An 18,593-nucleotide genomic window follows, 5' to 3' on the forward strand; every position below is an offset into this window, starting at 1 on the left:
TCACGTTCCTCCGCGGGTGTTCGCCGCCGCGCAGGACGTGCTGCTGGGGATGGCTGTCCCGTCGAGCTGCGGCCGGGTGACCGCACAACAGCTCCTGCACCCGTTGGGCTGGGAGCCGGGCCGCCGCCTCGACATCCAGCCACCTCAGGGGATGCTCGTCGTCGGCTCGGCCCACGACGGACGGCACCAGATAGGCAGCCGCGGTGAGCTGCCTCTACCGGCACCTGCGCGGCGGATGTGCGGGATCGAGCCCGGCTGGCCGGTGCTGCTCGCTGCTCTCGTCATCCACGACCTGCTCGTCGTGCACCCCGCCAGCACCGTCATCGGCGTCCTCGCCGACCTACACACTCGACTTGCGGGAGCTGGACATGCCCGCTGACGCCACCGCCGACGCCGCAGCGCGGCAGGTCTTGGCTCACCTCGGCGTTACCCTGACCGACCTCCAATCCCACACCGACGGCCCAGCCCCCCTGCCGACGATCGCCGAGTACCTACCCCGCGTCATCGCCGCAGCAGGCCCCGGCGCCCAACGCACCTACGGCACCTACTGGCAGCGCATGGCCGCCGTCTGGCGCGACCGACCGCTGGACGCCGTCGCGGCCAGCGACGTCGAGGCCATGACAGCAGATGACCATCACTGCCCGGTCGCGGCGTAACAGCCGCAACGGCCGGCACGCGGGCGAGCATGTCATCGCCGCCGCTCGCGCTTTCTACTCCCGGGCTGTTGCTGATGGTCTGATCGACGCGTCGGCCAGTCCCGCCCATCGTGTCGCCAAACCCCGCCGCCTCCCTAGCACCCGCCGTGCCCTGACGTCCTACGAGTTGGAGGAGATCAATGCGGTGGCACGGACCAGCGGCAATGACGTCATCCTCGACGCCCTCCTGCTACGCCTGCACACCGAAAGCGCCTGCCGGCGCGGCGGCGCCCTCGCCCTGCGGCTTGTTGATCTGGACCGCTCCAACGGCCTCGTGCGCCTGAACGAGAAGAGCGGCACCGTACGGTGGCAGCCGATCAGCCTCGGCCTCGCCGAGCACCTGCACGAACACGCCCGCGTCCGCGGCGCAGTTCTGCCCACCGACCAACTGTTGCGCTACCGCAACGGCCTGCCGATCAGCAGCCGCCGCTACGACCACCTGTGGAAACGCATCGGGGAACGCCTGCCCTGGGTCGTCGTGCACGGCATCTCCACCCACTGGCTGCGGCACACCACGCTCACCTGGGTGGAACGCCACTTCGGCTACGGGGTAGCCCGCGCCTACGCGGGTCACACCGACAGCCCAGCATCGTCCACCATTACCTACATCAAAGCCGATCTCCACGACGTGGCCGACGCGCTGTCGGCGATGACCGGACAGCCACACCCATTCGCAAAAACGAGCGAGACCCCGAACGGCCCGGCGACAGACACCCTGCCCTGATTAGCCTATGTGACCCACCCGGGCGGCGTGCTGGGGAATGGCTCCGCATCGCGCCGAACGGCAATTTCAAGAACTCCGGATTCTTCGGCCGTATTGGTGCCAGCGCAGGCAGCAGAATTGATTGCATTAGTTGCGCCCTGGCGTGCTCGCGGGCAGCTCACGCCTGTAGTGTTACGCATCGTGAAGTGCTAGACTTAACGCATGAGCACCCGTTTGTATAACGGATGCTACATAGGAGTGTTCACTCCCCCCTCGGACACCAGTCTTCGTGTGGGATCACGGGAGCTCACCACCCCGGTGGCTCCCGATGAGGACACCCCGTAGCACCCGTGCACCCATCGACGATCAGGGCTCTCAGCGCCACACGCTGAGGCCGCGCGAACGGCTGCGGCGGTCACCATGACGACCGCCCGGCAACCGCCCCGCCGAACCCTCGACGAGCAGCTCATCGGCGCGGTCATCCCCACCCCGCTTCCTCGCCCGGCACAGCCACCGGCTCCAATGCCGCAGCTGCCCGCAGCCCTCCCAGCTGCGCGGGAACCGGTCGACGACATCGTCTTCGACGTGGCCCGCCCGGACGCCGACGGCCGGGTGGCCGCCGGGGCGTTGCTACGGGCGCTGCGCTGGCCGTCCGGTCACCGCCTCCACGTCAACGTCACCGACCGCCTTCTCCTGGTCACCGCGAGACCTGACGGTAGGCACACCGTCGGCGCCCGCGGGGCACTACCTCTGCCGGTCGCGGCCCAGCAGATGTGCGGCATCGGCCCGCACCAGGTGGTGCTGCTGGCGGCAGTTCCGGCGCGCGATCTGCTCGTCGTGCACCCCTCGAACACCATCACGCGGCTCCTCTCGAATCTGCACGCCGCCGTCCTCCGAGGGGCTTCTCATGCCCACTGATCCGTCACGCATCGTCACCGCCCGGCAGATGCTGGCCCACCTCGGCCTCACCCCGGCTGACCTCATCGCCCACCCTGATCCGTCCTGCCGCATACCGACGCTCGCCGAGTACCTACCCCTCGTCGCGGCCGCGGCGAGTCCGGGCACCCGCCGCACCTACGGCACCTACTGGAACCGCATGGCCGCCGTCCTAGGCCATCTGCGGCTGGACGAGGTGACCGCCAGCGACATCGAAGCCCTCATGCGGCAGGTCACCGCCACCGCCCGGTCCCGACGCACCGGCCGGCAGGGCCGTCATGCCGGGGAGCACGTCATCGCGGCCGCCCGCGCCGTATACCGCCGGGCCATCGCCGACGGCTACCTCACCCCTGGGGACAGCCCAGCCCACCGGGTCGCCAAACCACGCCGGCTGCCCAACCCCCGCCGCGCCCTCAGGCCCGAGGAACTGCAGGACATCAACGTGGTCGCACGTACCAGCGGCAACGACGTCATCCTCGACGCCCTTCTCCTGCGCCTACACACCGAAACCGCCTGCCGCCGCGGCGGCGCCCTCGCCCTCCGACTGGTCGACCTCGACACCGCCCACGCCCTGGTCCGCCTCACCGAGAAGGGCGGCACCCTGCGCTGGCAACCCATCACCCCCACCCTCGCCGAACGCCTCCTCGAGCACGCCCAGGCAAGGGGCGGGGTCCTGCCCACCGACCGGCTGCTGCGCTACCGCAACGGCCAGCCGATCAGCAGCCGCCGCTACGACCACCTCTGGAGACGCATCGGCGAACGCCTACCCTGGGTCGCCGCCCAAGGCATCTCCACTCACTGGCTGCGGCACACCACCCTCACCTGGGTCGAGCGCCACTTCGGCTACGGAGTAGCCCGCGCCTACGCCGGCCACACCGACCGCCGCGGACCCGCCACCACCACCTACATCAAAGCCGACCTCCACGCCGTCGCCACCGCCCTCGCCGCCATGACCGGCCAGCCCCACGCCCTCGCCGATGCGCAACCGCAGCCGAAGCCGCCCACCCGATGTCTTGAACCGGCCCCCGACAAGCGTGTCGACGGGCCGCCAGGGGAGTGTGGATCTAAGGGTGTTTCCGGCCTGACCTGCCGGGCGTTGTGCCTGGTGAGGAGGGTGCCGTGATGACCGCGACACTGAACGACCAGACCGGACGCAGGAAGCGGCCCGAGCCGTCGGCGGAGGCGAAGGCCGCCGCCGAGCTGGTCCGGGCAGCCAAGGAGCAAGGGCTGTCCCTGACCGGTCCGGACGGGCTGCTGAAGCAGCTGACCAAGACGGTCCTGGAGACCGCGCTGAACGAGGAGATGACCGAGCACCTCGGCTACGAGAAGCACGACCAGGCCGGTGTTGGTTCGGGCAACATCCGCAACGGCACCCGGTCGAAGACCGTGTTGACCGAGGCCAACGGGCCGGTGCAGATCGACGTGCCGCGGGACAGGGCAGGCACCTTTGAGCCGCAGATCGTGCGCAAGCGGCAGCGGCGCCTGTCAGGGGTCGACGAGGTCGTGTTGTCGCTGTATGCCAAAGGCCTGACGACCGGGGAGATCTCGGCGCACTTCGCGGAGATCTACGGGGCTTCGGTGTCGAAGGAGACGATCTCGCGGATCACCGACAAGGTCATCGACGAGATGACCGACTGGTCCCACCGCCCGCTGGACGAGATCTACGCGGCGGTGTTCATCGACGCGATCGTGGTCAAGGTCCGTGACGGGCAGGTCGCCAACCGGCCGTTCTACGCCGCGATCGGAGTCACCCTCGACGGGGACAAAGACATCCTCGGGTTGTGGGCCGGCTCGGGCGGTGAGGGCGCGAAGTTCTGGATGAGCGTGCTGACCGACCTGCGTAACCGGGGCGTCAAAGACGTGTTCTTCCTCGTCTGCGACGGTCTGAAAGGCCTCCCGGAAGTGGTCACGAACGTGTGGCCGGCCACGATCGTGCAGACCTGCATCATCCATCTGATCCGCAACACGTTCCGCCTCACCTCCCGCAAGTACTGGGACGCGCTCAAGCACGACATCAAACCGATCTACACCGCCGTCAACGCCACCACGGCCCGGGCCGCGTTCGACGACCTGGCCGAGAAGTGGGGCGGCAGGTATCCGGCGGTGATCCGGCTGTGGGACAACGCCTGGGCGGAGTTCATCCCGTTCCTCGACTACGACGTCGAGATCCGGCGGGTGATCTGCTCGACCAACGCGATCGAGTCGTTGAACGCCCGCTACCGGCGGGCAGTCAAGGCCCGCGGCCACTTCCCCAACGAGCAGGCCGCGTTGAAGTGTCTGTACCTGGTGACCCGGTCCCTGGACCCCACCGGAGCAGGCAGAACCCGATGGACGATGCGCTGGAAACCCGCGTTGAACGCCTTCGCCATCACCTTCAGCGACCGCTTCCCAGCCGCTGAAACCTACTAACCAAGATCGCCGGAAACACCCTTAGCGAGACAGGCCCGCCGCCAGGTGATGACACCTGATGTGTCTCGTCCATGCGCAGGGCGGCGTAGCGGCCGGAGGCGGCGTTAAGGCGGCGACGACTCGATGGCGGCGCGGATACCGGCGAGGTTGGCGACGGCTCCGAAGACTGGAGACCGGCGGCGAAGCCGCTATCCCGTTACATGCGGTAGACGCCGAGCGCGCGCGGGCGCGTCAGGCCGGATGAACGCCGTCGCCGACGGCGGTCAGCAGGGTGGGTATACCGCGGCGATGCCCAGCCCGAGGAACACGGCGGCGGCCAGGCGAGCGACCAGCATGGTGGCGACGGGTCCGCGAAGGAGCCGACAAGCCTGCAAGATGTCGGAGGTCGGCAGCGCCGCGACAAGGGTCGCCACTGGACGTGGCTTCGTTGGGTCTGTCAGAAGGTGAGGACCTGGTCGGCCTCGACGGTCCAGGCGGCGAGTTCATCCATCGAGGAGCGGGGTGCCTCGGGGATGAGGTGCTCCTTGGTCAGGCCGCGGGCGTCGAGGCAGGTTCCGCAGCAGGCGATGCGTCCGCCGTGGCGGGTGAAGGATTTCAGCATACGGTCCAGGGCGTAGTAGCCGTCCGGGGTTTTCTGTCAGCGATGGCACAGGTGACCGCGTCACCCATGAGGAAGATGCGGGGCTCGGTGTCTTGGCGCTTTGCCAGGGCTTTGGCGAGCCTTATCGCGTTGAATGTCTCGTCGGAGCCGTAGGCCGAGCCGTTGATGATGAGCAGTACCTTCATGGCACCCCTTTATGTCAAGGCGCCGCTGACGCCAGGGGTTTAGGGTGGTTGGTGGCGGGTCCGGGAAGTGGCTTGTCCGAAGGGCCGATGTCCGGGGTCAGGTCGGTCACGCTGGATTGCAGAGTCGTCCCCGATTGCCCTCCCGGACCTGCCGCCTGCCTGCGGTTCTGGTCGGCGACCATGCGGGCGTAGACGACGTTGGACAGTCGCCGCTTCAGCGCGCGCATGGCTTCCATGGAGGTCTTCCCGGTGGCCTTCTTCGCGTCGAAGTAGGCGCGGCCTTGCGTGGGGTTGCGCAGTTGGACCACGGCCATGATGTGCAGCGTGCGGTTGATCCGCCGGTTGCCGGCGCGGGAGAGCCGGTGACGCTTCTGGTCGCCTGAGGAGGCGTCCAGGGGTGCGGTGCCGTTCCAGGAGGCGAACCGGTCGCGGTCGGCGAACCGGCTGATGTCTGCGACGTCTGCCAGTAGGCGGGCTGCGCCTGAGGGGCCGATGCCGTGCAGCTCCATCAGGGTGGAGCCGCGGGCGTTCACGAGTTCTTTGAGGTCCTTCTCCGCGGCTTTGATCTTCTTGTCGATGCCCTCGAGTTCACTGATCAGCTCGACGGCGAGGCGGCGTCTGGTCTTGCCCACGATGTCGCGGGGTTTGACCGTCGCGATCAACGCGCGGGCCTGCGCCGCGGACAGGAACTTCTTCGCCCCGCCGGGTAGCAGTTCCAGCAGCAGCCGGTGCAGCCGGTTGATGGTCTGGGTGCGGGCGCGGCCGAGCTCGTCACGCCGGTCGGCGAGCATGCCCATCACCTGCAGGTCCGGGTCGAGCTGAACCTGCACCAGATTCGGGCTGTGTAGCGCCACCATCGCGACCGAGTGCGCATCCACCGGGTCGGTTTTGCGGCCGTTGCCGGTGGCGAACACCCGCACCTGCGCCGACAGTTTCGCGGGCACGTCGAGCACCGTCTCACCGTCGTGGACCAGGCGGTGGGCGATGTGTTTGCCGATGCCGTTGCAGCCCTCGACCGCCCAGACCCGATCGGGGTACTTGCGGCCGGCGGCGAGCATGCCGGCGTAGCCGGCCTTGTCAGTCCCAAAGCGGCCCACCGCGAGCACCCGGCCCCGTTCGTCGACGACCTCGATGGTGGCTGAACGCTTGTGCGGGTCCATCCCGATGATCACGCTCATCGGCGCCTCCCTTGGCTGAACCGGACGGAGTTGTCAGCAAGGAGGGCACCGCTACTTCGAGCAGGACAAACCCCTTTCCAGCCACTCCTCGCGCGGCGCCCGGCGAGACCGCAGGCCATGAGAGAGCCACACCAATAACACCGGTGGGCAGCCGCAATGTGGGAGCGTCTCGCCGGGCACCTGGACCGAGTCTGGCCGGACACCGATCCTGGACCAAGTCTCTAAGTAGCCGTAAGTAGACATCGCTGGTGTTGGACGGAATAGGGCAAAGGGCCCCTAATGCAGGTCTTTCACCGGCCCGTTGGGAGCGGGTGGAGTTCCGCGGTCGCGGCTGTGTCGGTCGGCATGTCGGCGCCCGTCGTGGCGAGCGTGCCGAACAGGTGGTCGGGTTCAGGCGGCCCTGGCCTGGACGGGCAGGCCGGCCGCGCGCCAATCCAGGACGCCGTCGGTGGCGCGTCGTGCCCGGCGGCCGTGGGCGGTGAGCAGCCGGACGGCGTCGTGGGCCAGGGCGCTCATCGCGGTCGCTCCGCTGCCTGACGGACGCGTGCTGGTCGCCCCCAGAGGAGCACACCGCTGTCGAGGAACGCGCGGCCGTACCCGTCGGCAGGGCCTGTCGGCTTACCTGTCCCTGGGGCGGTCGAACGCGGTCAGCGCGGCGAGCCCGATCCGGCCCCGGCCTGTTTCGCGGCAGGCCGAGGTGACGCCCGGCCGCTGCCGGGAGAGCCCCGCGACCAGCGCCGTCGTCACCACGCCGACCGGAACGTTGACCAGCAGCACCGACCGCCGAGACAGAAACTCAGTCAGCAGGCCGCCGAGCAGGTTGCGCGTCAGCTCTCGACGTCGTGAATACGCACGTCAGGCGGCTCGGTCCGCGATTTGGTTGATCACCTGATGGAGCTCTGACAGCCGTACGGTGACGGTCTTGTCTTGTTCGGCGGTGCGCTTGGCGTCGGCGACAAGCTCGCGCAGGGCTGCTGACGGGTTGATGCCGCGGGGGGTGCTTCGTCCTCAAGCCAGGTGGCGAGGTCGTCAGGCAGGCGGGTGGAGTACACCATCGTGGCCTTCCTGGCGGTGGTGTCGACGGTTGCGTCGGTCCAGTCGATTGGCTGCTTTGCGGCTTCGATTGCGTCGTCGCGGTTCATGGTCTGCCCCTGTTCAGTATCGCCTCGGCGTGCGTGACTTCTTCGCCGATTAGGTGCGGTGCGGTCACTACCAGGTAGTGATCGTCGGCCGCTGCCAGCTCCGCAGGACCTCGCTCTGTCGGCTGAAGCGCCAGCGTCGACGCGATGAGACCGCGACCCATCACAGGCGGCGGCAGCGCTTCCTGCTGGCCGTCGCCTCGTGGCCTGACTGGCTTTGGCGGGAGGTGTCGTGGTCCGGGCGCTTGCGAGGGGCGCGGCGCGGTTGCACGGTCATGACACCTTCTCGATCGAACGGCGAACAGCTCGTCCGTCCGCTCGTTCCCAGAACCCTGCCGGCTTGCCCACGCCCCTGTCCGGCACCGATGCCAGTACTGCCCGCCCGGCCCTCACTTCCGGCGTCCCTCAACGCTCCTGATCTGCTGTTGGGAATGGCTCTCCCGTCCCCGTGCGGCCGCATTACAGACCAGCAGATTCTGCACGCATTGGGTTGGCAGCCGGGACACGGTCTCGACATCCAACCGCATCAGCGGATGCTCGTCATCGGCATGGCTGAGAACGGCCGGTACAGGGTGGGTAGTCGAGGCGCGCTGCCCCTACCGTCGTCGGCGCGGCGAATGTGCGGCATCGAGCCCGGTGAGCCGGTGCTGCTCGCCGCGCTCATTGCCCAGGGCCTGCTCGTCGTTCATCCCGTCAGCACGGTCGCCCGGCTCGTCGCCGATCTACACACCCAGTTGGCGGGAGGCGGCCGTGTCCGCTGACCCGACCGCGATCGCCGCCGCCCGGCAGGTACTGGCTCACCTCGGCGTCACCCTGACCGACCTCCAATCCCACACCAGCGGCCCAGCCACACTGCCGACCGTCGCCGAGTACCTGCCCCGCGTCATCGCCGCAGCCGGCCCCGGCGCCCGACGCACCTACGGCACCTACTGGCAGCGCATGGCCGCAGCCTGGGGCGACCGGCCGTTGAACGCGGTCGCCGCCACCGACGTCGAGGCCATGAAGCAACAGATGACCGCCACGGCTCGGTCGCGGCGCAACAGCCGCAACGGCCGACACGCCGGCGAGCACGTGATCGCCGCGGCCCGCGCCTTCTACTCCCGGGCCATCGCCGACGGCCTGATCGACGTCTCGGCCAGTCCCGCTCACCGCGTCGCCAAACCCCGCCGCCTCCCCAGCACACGCCGCGCCCTGACCCCGCAGGGGTTGGAGGAGATCAACGCGGTGGCGCGCACGAGCGGCAACGACGTCTTTCTCGATGCCCTCCTGCTACGCCTGCACACCGAGACCGCCTGCCGGCGCGGCGGCGCTCTCGCCCTACGCCTCGTCGACCTGGATCGCACCAACGGGCTCGTGCGCCTGACCGAGAAGAACGGCACCGTACGGTGGCAGCCGATCACCCTCGACCTCGCCGAACACCTCTACGAACACGCCAACACGCGCGGCGCTGTGCAGCCCACCGACCGGCTGCTGCGCTACCGCAACGGGCAGCCCATCAGCAGCCGCCGCTACGACCACCTGTGGAAACGCATCGGCGAGCGCATGCCCTGGGTCGCCGCCCAGGGCATCTCCACCCACTGGCTGCGGCACACCACCCTCACCTGGGTGGAACGCCACTTCGGCTACGGCATCGCGCGTGCCTACGCCGGCCACACCGACAGCCCCGGATCCTCCACCACCACCTACATCAAAGCCGACCTCAACGATGTGGCCGCCGCGCTGTCGGCGATGACCGGACAGCCGCACCCACTCGCGGTGACCCGCGAGACCTCCGCCGCCCCGGCGACGCGTATACCTGCTTCGCCCTGATCTATCGACGCGGCCTGCTCCTGGCCCACCTCGGCCGACCTCGCCGCCCACCCCGACCCGTCGCGGCGCATACCGAAGCTCGCTGACTACCTCCAGCGCGTCGCGGCCGCGGCCAGTCCGGGCACCCGCCGCACCTACGGCACCTACGGCACCTACTGGAACCGCATGGCGGCCACGCTCGGCCATCTGCGGCTGGACGAGGTGACCGCCAGCGACATCGAAGCCCTCATGCGGCAGGTCACCGCCACCGCCCGCACCCGACGCACCGGTCGGCAGGGCGCCGCCACGCCGGCGAGCACGTCAGCCCGCCCGCCCGTCCTGGACGTGGTGGAACGCATGATCGAGGAGGGTGTGGCGGCCCGGGCCGTCCGCACCGACATCCCGCCGGCGCTGATCACCGCCACATCGCGCGGACCTTGGAGGCCGCCATGCGCGATTGGGCCGAGGGCCGGGCGGCGGAGGTCGGTCGCACCTGACGCTCCTGCTCGACTTGGCGTTCAGGGCGTCGAGGCGGCGCCGTAGCGAATGGCTGTTCCATTCCGGCGAGGCGGAATTCCTGCTCGGCGAGCAGGGGTGGGACGGTGCGTTCGAGCCGAGCAGTCCACCCCGAAAACATCAGGCCGCGAACCATGGGTTGTCTGGGTGATCCCTGAAGGCTCGCCTCACTGCGGGGCTTCGCTGCGGCGCAGGGTGATCCTCCACAGGCGGCGGGGCAGGCCACCCTCCTCGAACTCGGTCACATCGAGCAGGGTGCAGCCCGGAGTGAGACGGTCGACCAGGGCGCGATCGAAAAAGTGAACGATGAAGCCGCCGTTCTCGTGCATGTCGTCACCGTGGGCGGTCCCGGCACCATAGTGCGCGTCGCCGGTGTGCCGGACGGTGTACACGTGCAGCCCGCCGGGGCGCAGCACGCGCGCCACCTCGGCGGCGAGGTGATCGAGCTCTGACATGGTCAGCGCCATGTTGAACAGCATGTGACTGTAGACCCCGTCAACGCTGGCGTCCGGCAACGGCAACGGCTGGTGGACGTCGTGCGCGACGGCCGTCAGCTGCGCCCGGTGACCCGACGCCTTCGCGGCGCGCTCCAATCCGGCCAGGGCGTCGGAGGCGTAGTCCAGCGCGGTGACGTTGAGTCCAGCCCGCAGGAAGGCGAGGGTGTCTCGTCCCTGCCCCGCGCCGAGTTCGAGCACGTCGGTCATTCCTTCGCGCCTGAAGAGGTCCCTCGCGTAGGCACCAGGCTCGCTGGGATCCGGGCCGTACATCTCCGGGTTGGCGACGAAGGTGCGCTGCCAGTGCTCCAGTTGCCCGTCCAGCAGGTCCTTGTCGGTGGTCATGTGAGCTCCTCTCCTCGAGGCTTCCTTCGTCCAGCGGCGGCAGGTAGTAGGAGCGCTTCGGCGAGCGCCTTTGGGCTGCTGCCCCCGACGGCGAAGCCACCCCCTCGGTTGTCAGCAGTCCCGGCAGGGTCCGGAAGCGGAGGCCGGTCAGGCGCCGCGGGGCGGGTGACCGCCGGGCCCGAGCCCGTGGTCACCCGCCGCGGCGATTCCCGCCGCTTGTCTCAGGCGGCGGCGGGGTCGAGTATGGTCTGCCAGGCGCCGTACCCGCCGAGCAGGTCGGAGACGTCCGGCCGTCCGGCGTTGCGGAGCAGGCTGGCCGCGACGGAGGAGCGGTACCCGCCGGCGCAGTGCACGACGACCGGCCGGTCGGTCGGCACCTCGTCGAGGCGCCGGGTCAGCTCGGCGAGCGGGATGTGCAGCGAGCCGTCGACGGCGCCCTGCTCGCGCTCGCCGGCGTTGCGGACGTCCAGCACCAGCGGCACCTCGGCCCCGTTCAGCGCCTCGCGCAGTTCGGTGGCGGTGACCCGGCTGGCCCGGGTCATGTCGGCGACCATCTCCAGGAAGGCCCCTTCCGGCTCGCGCAGGTACCCGACCACCTGGTCGAAGCCGATCCGGGCGAGGCGTACGACGATCTCCTCCTCCCGGTCCTGCGGGGCCACCACGAGCACCTTGCGGTCTGGGGCGACCACGCTGCCGGCGGTCTCGGCGAACCGGCCGTCGGCGGGGATGTTGATCGCACCCAGCAGGTGACCGGCGGCGAACTCCTGTGGGTCGCGGGCGTCGATCACGACCGCGCCCTCGGTACGGGCCTGGGCGAACTCGGCGACGTCCAGCGGGCGCGGCGCCTTGCTGTGGTCGAACAGCTCGCGGGCCTTGCGGTTGAGCACGGCGTCGAAGGCGAAGTAGCCGGGCGCCGACGGCTGGCCGCCGGTGACCAGGGCGACGAACTGCTCCTGGCTCATCGGGGCGCAGGCGTAGTTGGTGCGGCGCTGCTCACCGATGGTGGACTGCCGCTCGGTGGAGAGGTTCTTGCCGCAGGCCGAGCCGGCGCCGTGGGCGGGGAAGACCCGGACCTCGTCGGGCAGACCCATGAGCTTGCGCTGCACGCTGTCGTAGAGCATCTGGCCCAGATCGTCGGCCGTGACGCCGAGCGAGGCGAGCAGGTCGGGGCGGCCCACGTCACCGATGAAGAGGGCGTCGCCGGTCATCACCCCGTACGGCACCGCGTCGTCGGCGTGCTCGTAGACCAGGATGCTGATGGATTCCGGGGTGTGGCCCGGCGTCTCCATGATCTCCAGGGTCACGTCACCGAGGCTGATCCGCTCCCCGTCGTGGAGCTTGCGGCTCGGGTACTCGGTCTCGGCGCGGTGGCCGTAGCCGATCCACGCGCCGGTCGCCGCGGCCACCTCGAGGTGACCGGCGAGGAAGTCGGCGTGGAAGTGGGTGTTGATCACCCCTTCGATGGTCAGGCCGTGGGCCTGCGCGTCGGTAAGATACTCGTCGATGTCGCGGCGCGGGTCGACGAGCACCGCCCGTCCGGTGGCCTCGTCGGCGACGAGGTACGAGGCCTGGGACAGGCAGTCCAGGTAGTACTGGGTGAACAACATCGTGCTGAACTCCTTCGCAGTGATGACCAGCGATGTACCCACGATAGCGTATACCCCCGGGGGTATATTCCGGGCCGAAGGTCCCGTCCTCCGGTGACCCTCGGCAGGGGTCATGGCCGGGTCAGATCAACCGACCCGGCCGGCCGCCCTTCGCCTGCAGCGCCAACCCGGCGTCGACCCAGGCACGCATGCCGCCGGCCAGGTTGTGGACCTGGTCCCGCTCGCGGGCCAGCAGCGCGGCGGCCTGCCGCGAACGTGCTCCCGAGCGGCACACCGTGACCACCGGCCGGTCCGCCGGCAACTCACCGATCCGCTCCGCCAACTGGCCGAGCGGGATGTGCCGCGCCCGGGGCGCGTGACCGGCCCGCCATTCGGCCGGCTCCCGCACGTCCAGCAGCAACCCTCCGCCAGCCACCAGGGCGGCCGCCTGTTCGGGCCCGACGGAGGCATACGGTTTTCCGAAGATCTTCTTCAGCATCCCGCCGAGCGTCATGCGTCCGGCCCCGTCACGACGGGACGACCGCTGCGGGCCCACCCGCCGGTGCCGCCGCTGACCGAGCGGGCGTCGACGCCGGCGCGGGCCAGGAACTGCGCGGCGGCGAGGCTGCGGTTACCGCTGGCGCAGATGACGTACACCGGGCGGTTACGGGGAAGGTCCCCCAGCACCGTGGGCAGTTGAGCCAGCGGCACCAGACGCGCGCCGGGCACGTGGCCCTCGACGTACTCGAACGGCTCCCGGACATCGACCACCGCGGCACCATCGGCGTGCGCGGCGGCGAAGTCCGCCAAATTCACCTCTCGCATCTCTCCTCCTCAGGCTCCGTCATACCCCGGGGGGTATGGACGTCGACCCTCACCTGCCGCAGGCACGTCCGTATTCCCCAGGGCGGGCGGGGTGGGGGAACCACCGGGAACAGATACCCCCACGGGTATGTTGTTGCGGGGGTGGACCGTCAACACACGGAGGTGGAACATGGCGAGCGTGGCGCTGACCGCGACCAACTTCGAGCAGGCCGTCACCCGCGACGGCATCGTTCTGGTCGACTTCTGGGCCAGCTGGTGCGGCCCCTGCCGCAGTTTCGCGCCGATCTTCGAGAAGGGCAGCGAGACGCACCCGGACATCGTGTTCGGCAAGGTCGACACCGAAGCGGAGCAGGCGCTGGCCGCCGCGGCTCAGATCCGGTCCATCCCGACGCTGATGGCCTTCCGCGACGGCATCCTGGTCTTCTCCCAGCCCGGCGCGCTGCCGGCCGCCGCCCTGGAGCAGGTGATCCAGGGCGTCCGCGACCTCGACATGGACGAGGTACGGGCGAAGCTGGCCGGGAGCACGGCCGGCCGCTGACGCGACCGGCGCAGGGGTGCGGGCAGATCCCGCACCCCTGCCGGGCTGGCCGAGTTCATCCCGGCCGGGTTCCTGCTCACCGGGCTGGCCATCATGATGCTGGCCACCGCGATCGCGATGATCCGTGGCCGCCGGAACGCCGAGGGGAAGCCGGTGCCGCACGAGCTGCCAGTGTTCCGGGTGATCATCGACGGCATCGTCGTCGGGCTCGTCACCGGTCTGGTCGGCGCGGGCGGCGGCTTCCTGGTGGTGCCGGCGTTGGCGCTGCTCGGCGGCCTGCCGATGCCGGTACAGAGCGAGCCGGTCGGCCGGGAGCCGATCGGGTCCTCGTCTTGCCACTGAGCTCCTGGCACACGAGGGGCGCCCGGTAGATCCGGGCGCCCCTCGCCTGCTCTACTAGCAGACCTAGTACTAAGGTGGATAGTACTAAGGCAGATAGTAGATCCGATGACAGCTGGAGGAGACATGCAACGCCCGACGAAGCCGACGCGCAAGAGCGCCAGGCGTACGCCCCCGATCCGTCGGGCGGCTGGCTGGCTGGGCCCGGTTGTCGTTATCGCGATCGTCGCCGTCCTGGCGATCCTCGCCCGGCCCGCCGACAAGCCGGCGGAGCCGGCCGCCGGGACCGCCGCTGGAGGAGCGGCCGGTGGCCAGACAGAGAATCCCTTTGCCAGCCTGGCCCGGCGGGCGGCCAACGACCCGCTCGCGCTCGGGAAGCCCGAGGCGCCTGTCGTGATCATCGAGTACGCCGATTTCCAGTGTCCCTTCTGCGGGCGGCACGCCCGTGAGACCGAGCCGAAGCTGGTCCAGGAGTACGTCGACAAGGGGCTGGTTCGCATCGAATGGCGTGATCTGCCCTACCTCGGTGCCGAGTCGGACGACGCGGCGGCCGCGGGGCGGGCCGCCGCCGCTCAGGGGAAGTTTTGGGAGTTCCACAACGCCGTGTACGCGAAGGAGCGCCGGGTGAACAGCGGTTCCCTGGACGAGGGCGCGCTGCGCGACATCGCCAAGAGCATCGGGCTGGACCTCGCCAGGTTCGACACCGACCGCGCCTCCGCCGCTACTGAGGCGGCCGTCCTGCGCGATCAGCAGGAGGCGACCTCGATGGGCATCACCGGCACCCCGGCGTTCCTGGTGGGAGACACGCCGATCATCGGCGCGCAGCCGTACAAGGCGTTCAAGCAGGCCATCGACAAGCAGCTGGATGCGAAGTGAGTGAGATCGGCTACCTCGCCGCCCTGCTCGGGGGGGTTCTCGCCCTGCTCAGCCCGTGCAGCGCGATGTTGCTGCCCGCCTTCTTCGCGTATGCCTTCCAGAACCCGCGCCAGTTGCTTGCCCGCACTGCCGTCTTCTACCTCGGCCTCGCCGCCGTCCTGGTACCGCTCGGTGCCGGGTCCTCGGTCGTGGCCGGTGCATTCTTTCAGCACCGCGACACGCTGATCCTGGTCGCGGGCTGGTCGATCATCGCGCTGGGCGTCATGCAGCTGGCCGGCAAGGGGTTCGCCTTCGGGCCGGCGCAACGGTTGATGGGGCGGATCACCGGGGACTCCCCGCTATCGGTGTTCGCCCTCGGCGCGGTCTACGGGCTGGCCGGCTTCTGCTCCGGTCCGATCCTGGGCGGGATCCTGACGGTCGCCGCGACCTCCGAGCAGCCGGCGGCCGGTGGTGCCCTGCTGGCTGTCTACGCCCTGGGCATGACGGTGCCCCTGCTGCTGCTCGCCCTGGTCTGGGACCGGTGGCGCATCGGCGAGCGTCGGTGGCTGCGGGGCCGACAGTTCTCTGTGGGTCGGCTGCACCTGCACACCACGTCAACCGTCTCCGGCCTGCTCTTCGTCGCCCTAGGCGTGCTCTTCCTGGTCTTCGACGGCACGGCAGGCCTAGCCGGCGGCTTCGGCCTGACCGACGTCGAGGGCGCCGCGCAGGAGTGGGTGACGGGAACGCTTGGCGACGTACCGGACGAACTGGTCCTCCTCGTCGCGGGGTTGGCCGCGGTCACCGTCCTGGTGCTGCGCTGGCGTCGTTCCGCGACCCCGGAAACGGCTGGCGCCCCGCTGCCGTCCGCCACGGACGTGGCCGGAGTGAACCTCACGACCGGCCCCTCGGAGTGGCCGGCTCGGCGGTGGATGGCGGCGGTCGCCGGCGCCGTGGGAACCACGGTGGTGATCGCGGTTCCCACCGACCTGATCGACACCCCCTACTTCAGCCGCGACATGGCCGTCACCTGGTGGGCGTGGCCGGTGCTGGTGGTGACCGCGGCGCTGTCCGGACTGCTCCTGGCGACCTACGTCGCGCCCGTCGCCGGAACCGGCGACAAGGCGGCGGGCCGCAGCGAGTCGCGGACCGGCGTGACCGGGGCGACCCTGTCCCTGTTCGCCGTCGGTTGCCCCGTCTGCAACAAGATCGTCCTGATCGCGCTCGGCTACAGCGGCGCGATGAGCTGGTTCGCTCCGGCGCAGCCCGTACTCGCCGCGGGCTCGATCGTCCTGCTCGCCTGGGCACTGCGGCGTCGGCTCGCCGGCGAACGGGCCTGTCCGGCTCCGGCCGCGTCGGAACCGCTCACCGCCGACGGTACGGTCCACCGGTGAGCCGACTCCGAAGGAAGGACCCCGGCAACGACCGCCCGCTGGGTCCGCTGGAATCCGCGGTGATGAACGCGTTGTGGGAAGCGGCCGGGCCGCTCACGGTGCGGCAGATGGTCGACGCGATGGCGGACCGCGACCTCGCCTACACCACGGTGATGACGGTCCTGGACAACCTGCATCGCAAGGGCTGGGCGGAGCGCGACCTCGCCGGCCGGGCGTACCGGTACCGCCCGAAGGCCAGCCGGGAGGAGCACGTCGGACAGCTCATGGCCGAGGCGCTCTCCTCGGCCGCCGACCAGCATGCGGCACTGGCCCGGTTCGTCGACGCCATGGCTCCCGAGGAGGCGGCGGCGCTGCGCGAGCTACTGGACCAGCGCGGAAAGTCGAGCCCGTGACCAGCCTGGTACTGCTGGCCTGGGCGGCCGCGGTGGCGGTCCTCGCCCGTCCTGCCCTGACCGGACGATGGACGACCTCCCTGCCGCGGCTCACGGTTGGGCTGTGGCTCGGCGCGGAACTGTCCGTCACCGTCGCCGTCCTCACCGCCGGGCTGCTCGTCGCCGTACCGCCGGCTGCCCTCGCCGCTGGTCTGGAGGGCATCGTGGCGGCGTGCACCCGTGCGTTGGCGGGCCTGGGAGCCCCGAACGAGACTCTCGCCGTCATCGGACTGCTGGCCACTGCGGCCCTCGTCGCCCGCCTCCTGATCAGTCTGATCGTGACGTTCATCCGTGCGCGCCGCTGGCGTCGTCGCCACCTCGCCGCGCTGCTGCCGCTGGCCCGGCAGGACGCCGGCGACGAGTGGACCCTCGTGGACCATGCCACCGCCGCGGTCTACTGCCTGCCCGGCCGCCCGGGCAATGTCATCGTCACCAGCGCCGCGATCGACACCCTCACCGCCGACGAGCTCGCAGCCGTACTGGGGCACGAGCGGGCACACCTCCGAGGCCGGCACCACCTCCTCGTCGCCCTCGCCGTCGCGTTCCACCGCGCTCTGCCCGGACTGCCCATGGCCGCCGCGGCCGAGACGGAGATCAGACGGCTGGTGGAGCACCTGGCCGACGACCGGGCCAGCAAGCGCCACGGGCGGCAGGCTGTCGCCACCGCCATCGTCCGGCTCGCCGACCGCACTCCCCAGCACGCTCTCGGCGCCGCGGCAGGCGCCGTCGACCGGGTACGCCGGATGCTCGCACCACCGGCCCGACCCCGCATCCTGCATCGCCTCGTCGCCGTCAGCGCCATCGGACTGCTCATGACCGGACCACCCGCCGTCGCGGTGGCATCCGCGGGCCTGCTCGTCCAGGGTGCCAGCTGCTCCGCTGGTTCCCCACCTTCGGCAGCGGGTCCGGCCGCCGCCCGTCCGGCCGGCGGGTGACGAATCCGAGCCCAACCGACCCCCACCAGCCGGGAACCGGCGCGAGGATGAGGGCGCCGGGAACCATCGTTCGCATCCTGTGGAGAGGAGCACGACCGTGGACAGCAGAGCCTGGGACGAGCGGTACGCGAGCGCCCCGGAACTCGTGTGGACCGCCGAACCGAACCGCTTCGTCGTGGAGGAGGTCGCCGGTCTGTCCCCCGGCAGAGCCATCGACCTCGCCGCCGGCGAGGGACGCAACGCGGTGTGGCTGGCCCAGCAGGGTTGGGAGGTCACGGCGGTCGACTTTTCCCCGGTGGCCATCGAGCGGGGCCGGGAACTGGCCCGCCAGCGAAACGTCACCGTCGACTGGCACGTCGCCGACGTCACCACGTACACGCCGCCGGCCGACGGTTTCGATCTGGTGCTGATCGCATACCTGCACCTGCCCGCCGCCGAGATCGCAGTCGTGCTGTCCCATGCCCGGGACGCCGTGCGAGCCGGCGGCATTGTCCTCGTGGTCGGCCACGACCTCGCCAACCTCTCCGGCGGCACGGGCGGGCCGCAGGACCCCGACGTCCTGCTCACCCGTGAGTCGGTGGCGAAAGAGCTGCAAGGGCTGCGGATCCGCCGGGCCCAGACCGCTCACCGACCGGTGACTGTGCAGGGCCGGACCGTCGACGCGCTGGACACGGTGGTGGTCGCCGAACGCTCCTGACGACAGC

Annotated in this window: 23 protein-coding genes and 2 pseudogenes; 16 read left to right on the plus strand and 9 right to left on the minus strand. The window is 70.2% G+C overall.

The features are described 5' to 3' along the window. The first annotated feature begins 76 nt into the window (after positions 1-76). From FHX31_RS09285 to FHX31_RS09305, 6 genes are all read left to right on the plus strand, one after another. Entirely contained in the window at positions 77-379 is a 303-nt protein-coding gene (locus FHX31_RS09285; RefSeq protein ID WP_143025381.1) for a hypothetical protein, read from the plus strand. Beyond that, the gene (locus FHX31_RS32610; protein WP_053065512.1) at positions 369-656 is read left to right on the plus strand and encodes a hypothetical protein; all 288 of its coding nucleotides are present in this window, start codon (positions 369-371) and stop codon (positions 654-656) included. Before FHX31_RS09285 ends, FHX31_RS32610 begins: the two co-directional genes overlap by 11 nt. After that, positions 628-1,419 carry a tyrosine-type recombinase/integrase gene (locus FHX31_RS09290; RefSeq protein ID WP_091331295.1) on the plus strand — a complete coding sequence of 264 codons (792 nt, stop codon included), beginning with the start codon at positions 628-630 and terminating at the stop codon, positions 1,417-1,419. Before FHX31_RS32610 ends, FHX31_RS09290 begins: the two co-directional genes overlap by 29 nt. Before the next feature lie 501 nt (positions 1,420-1,920). After that, a complete protein-coding gene (locus FHX31_RS09295; RefSeq protein ID WP_184975712.1) occupies positions 1,921-2,316 on the plus strand; it encodes a hypothetical protein in 396 nt (131 codons plus the stop codon). Further along, on the plus strand, positions 2,306-3,457 hold the full coding sequence (locus tag FHX31_RS09300; protein ID WP_184975715.1) for a tyrosine-type recombinase/integrase: 1,152 nt from the start codon (positions 2,306-2,308) through the stop codon (positions 3,455-3,457). The genes FHX31_RS09295 and FHX31_RS09300 overlap by 11 nt, the downstream gene beginning before the upstream one ends. Next, entirely contained in the window at positions 3,457-4,743 is a 1,287-nt protein-coding gene (locus FHX31_RS09305) for an IS256 family transposase (RefSeq protein WP_184975718.1), read from the plus strand. The genes FHX31_RS09300 and FHX31_RS09305 overlap by 1 nt, the downstream gene beginning before the upstream one ends. A gap of 436 nt (positions 4,744-5,179) precedes the next feature. Here FHX31_RS09305 and FHX31_RS32615 read toward each other — a convergent pair. The 5 genes and pseudogenes from FHX31_RS32615 to FHX31_RS09330 form a co-directional block, all read right to left on the minus strand. Next, positions 5,180-5,529: pseudogene (locus FHX31_RS32615) on the minus strand (DsrE/DsrF/TusD sulfur relay family protein). Between the two features lie 14 nt (positions 5,530-5,543). Next, the gene (locus FHX31_RS09315) at positions 5,544-6,707 is read right to left on the minus strand and encodes an IS110 family RNA-guided transposase (RefSeq protein WP_151016364.1); all 1,164 of its coding nucleotides are present in this window, start codon (positions 6,705-6,707) and stop codon (positions 5,544-5,546) included. Positions 6,708-7,097: 390 nt separating this feature from the next. After that, entirely contained in the window at positions 7,098-7,223 is a 126-nt protein-coding gene (locus FHX31_RS32620; RefSeq protein WP_263643355.1) for a hypothetical protein, read from the minus strand. 102 nt (positions 7,224-7,325) lie between these two features. Continuing rightward, entirely contained in the window at positions 7,326-7,484 is a 159-nt protein-coding gene (locus tag FHX31_RS09325) for a hypothetical protein (protein WP_184975721.1), read from the minus strand. 107 nt (positions 7,485-7,591) lie between these two features. After that, a complete protein-coding gene (locus tag FHX31_RS09330) occupies positions 7,592-7,849 on the minus strand; it encodes a hypothetical protein (RefSeq protein WP_145752043.1) in 258 nt (85 codons plus the stop codon). Positions 7,850-8,463: 614 nt separating this feature from the next. Here FHX31_RS09330 and FHX31_RS09335 point away from each other — a divergent pair. The 3 genes from FHX31_RS09335 to FHX31_RS09345 all read left to right on the plus strand — a co-directional run bounded on the left by FHX31_RS09335 (position 8,464) and on the right by FHX31_RS09345 (position 10,177). After that, positions 8,464-8,607, plus strand: coding sequence for a hypothetical protein (locus tag FHX31_RS09335; protein WP_184975724.1), 144 nt, complete (start codon positions 8,464-8,466; stop codon positions 8,605-8,607). Continuing rightward, positions 8,597-9,655 carry a tyrosine-type recombinase/integrase gene (locus tag FHX31_RS09340; RefSeq protein WP_145752048.1) on the plus strand — a complete coding sequence of 353 codons (1,059 nt, stop codon included), beginning with the start codon at positions 8,597-8,599 and terminating at the stop codon, positions 9,653-9,655. The genes FHX31_RS09335 and FHX31_RS09340 overlap by 11 nt, the downstream gene beginning before the upstream one ends. Positions 9,656-9,820: 165 nt before the next feature. Beyond that, positions 9,821-10,177, plus strand: coding sequence for a hypothetical protein (locus FHX31_RS09345; protein WP_145752050.1), 357 nt, complete (start codon positions 9,821-9,823; stop codon positions 10,175-10,177). A 140-nt stretch (positions 10,178-10,317) separates the two neighbouring features. Here the strand turns inward: FHX31_RS09345 and FHX31_RS09350 are convergent, their stop codons facing one another. The 4 genes from FHX31_RS09350 to FHX31_RS09365 form a co-directional block, all read right to left on the minus strand. Next, positions 10,318-10,989 (minus strand): class I SAM-dependent methyltransferase, encoded by a 672-nt coding sequence (locus FHX31_RS09350; RefSeq protein ID WP_145752052.1) that lies wholly within the window; start codon positions 10,987-10,989, stop codon positions 10,318-10,320. 221 nt (positions 10,990-11,210) lie between these two features. Continuing rightward, positions 11,211-12,596: an MBL fold metallo-hydrolase gene (locus FHX31_RS09355; protein ID WP_145752054.1), complete on the minus strand. Its 1,386-nt coding sequence runs from the start codon at positions 12,594-12,596 to the stop codon at positions 11,211-11,213. A 121-nt stretch (positions 12,597-12,717) separates the two neighbouring features. Next, entirely contained in the window at positions 12,718-13,089 is a 372-nt protein-coding gene (locus FHX31_RS09360; protein ID WP_184975727.1) for a rhodanese-like domain-containing protein, read from the minus strand. Next, positions 13,086-13,400, minus strand: a complete 315-nt coding sequence (locus FHX31_RS09365; protein ID WP_145752056.1) for a rhodanese-like domain-containing protein — start codon at positions 13,398-13,400, stop codon at positions 13,086-13,088. Before FHX31_RS09365 ends, FHX31_RS09360 begins: the two co-directional genes overlap by 4 nt. Positions 13,401-13,569: 169 nt before the next feature. Between FHX31_RS09365 and trxA the strand changes: the two genes are divergently transcribed. The 7 genes and pseudogenes from trxA to FHX31_RS09400 all read left to right on the plus strand — a co-directional run bounded on the left by trxA (position 13,570) and on the right by FHX31_RS09400 (position 18,586). After that, a complete protein-coding gene (gene trxA, locus FHX31_RS09370; protein ID WP_145752058.1) occupies positions 13,570-13,938 on the plus strand; it encodes a thioredoxin in 369 nt (122 codons plus the stop codon). A gap of 45 nt (positions 13,939-13,983) precedes the next feature. Further along, positions 13,984-14,229, plus strand: a pseudogene (locus tag FHX31_RS09375) (TSUP family transporter); the annotation flags it as partial. 174 nt (positions 14,230-14,403) lie between these two features. Beyond that, positions 14,404-15,153 (plus strand): DsbA family protein, encoded by a 750-nt coding sequence (locus FHX31_RS09380; protein ID WP_145752059.1) that lies wholly within the window; start codon positions 14,404-14,406, stop codon positions 15,151-15,153. Further along, positions 15,150-16,523, plus strand: coding sequence for a cytochrome c biogenesis CcdA family protein (locus FHX31_RS09385; protein WP_184975730.1), 1,374 nt, complete (start codon positions 15,150-15,152; stop codon positions 16,521-16,523). The genes FHX31_RS09380 and FHX31_RS09385 overlap by 4 nt, the downstream gene beginning before the upstream one ends. Continuing rightward, complete coding sequence (locus tag FHX31_RS09390) at positions 16,520-16,915, plus strand: BlaI/MecI/CopY family transcriptional regulator (protein ID WP_145752061.1); 396 nt, start codon at positions 16,520-16,522, stop codon at positions 16,913-16,915. Before FHX31_RS09385 ends, FHX31_RS09390 begins: the two co-directional genes overlap by 4 nt. Next, on the plus strand, positions 16,912-17,889 hold the full coding sequence (locus FHX31_RS09395; RefSeq protein WP_145752063.1) for a M56 family metallopeptidase: 978 nt from the start codon (positions 16,912-16,914) through the stop codon (positions 17,887-17,889). The genes FHX31_RS09390 and FHX31_RS09395 overlap by 4 nt, the downstream gene beginning before the upstream one ends. Positions 17,890-17,986: 97 nt before the next feature. Next, positions 17,987-18,586, plus strand: coding sequence for a class I SAM-dependent methyltransferase (locus FHX31_RS09400; protein WP_145752065.1), 600 nt, complete (start codon positions 17,987-17,989; stop codon positions 18,584-18,586). The last annotated feature ends 7 nt before the right edge of the window (positions 18,587-18,593 follow it).

It is taken from the genome of Micromonospora sp. CNZ286, from assembly GCF_014207755.1.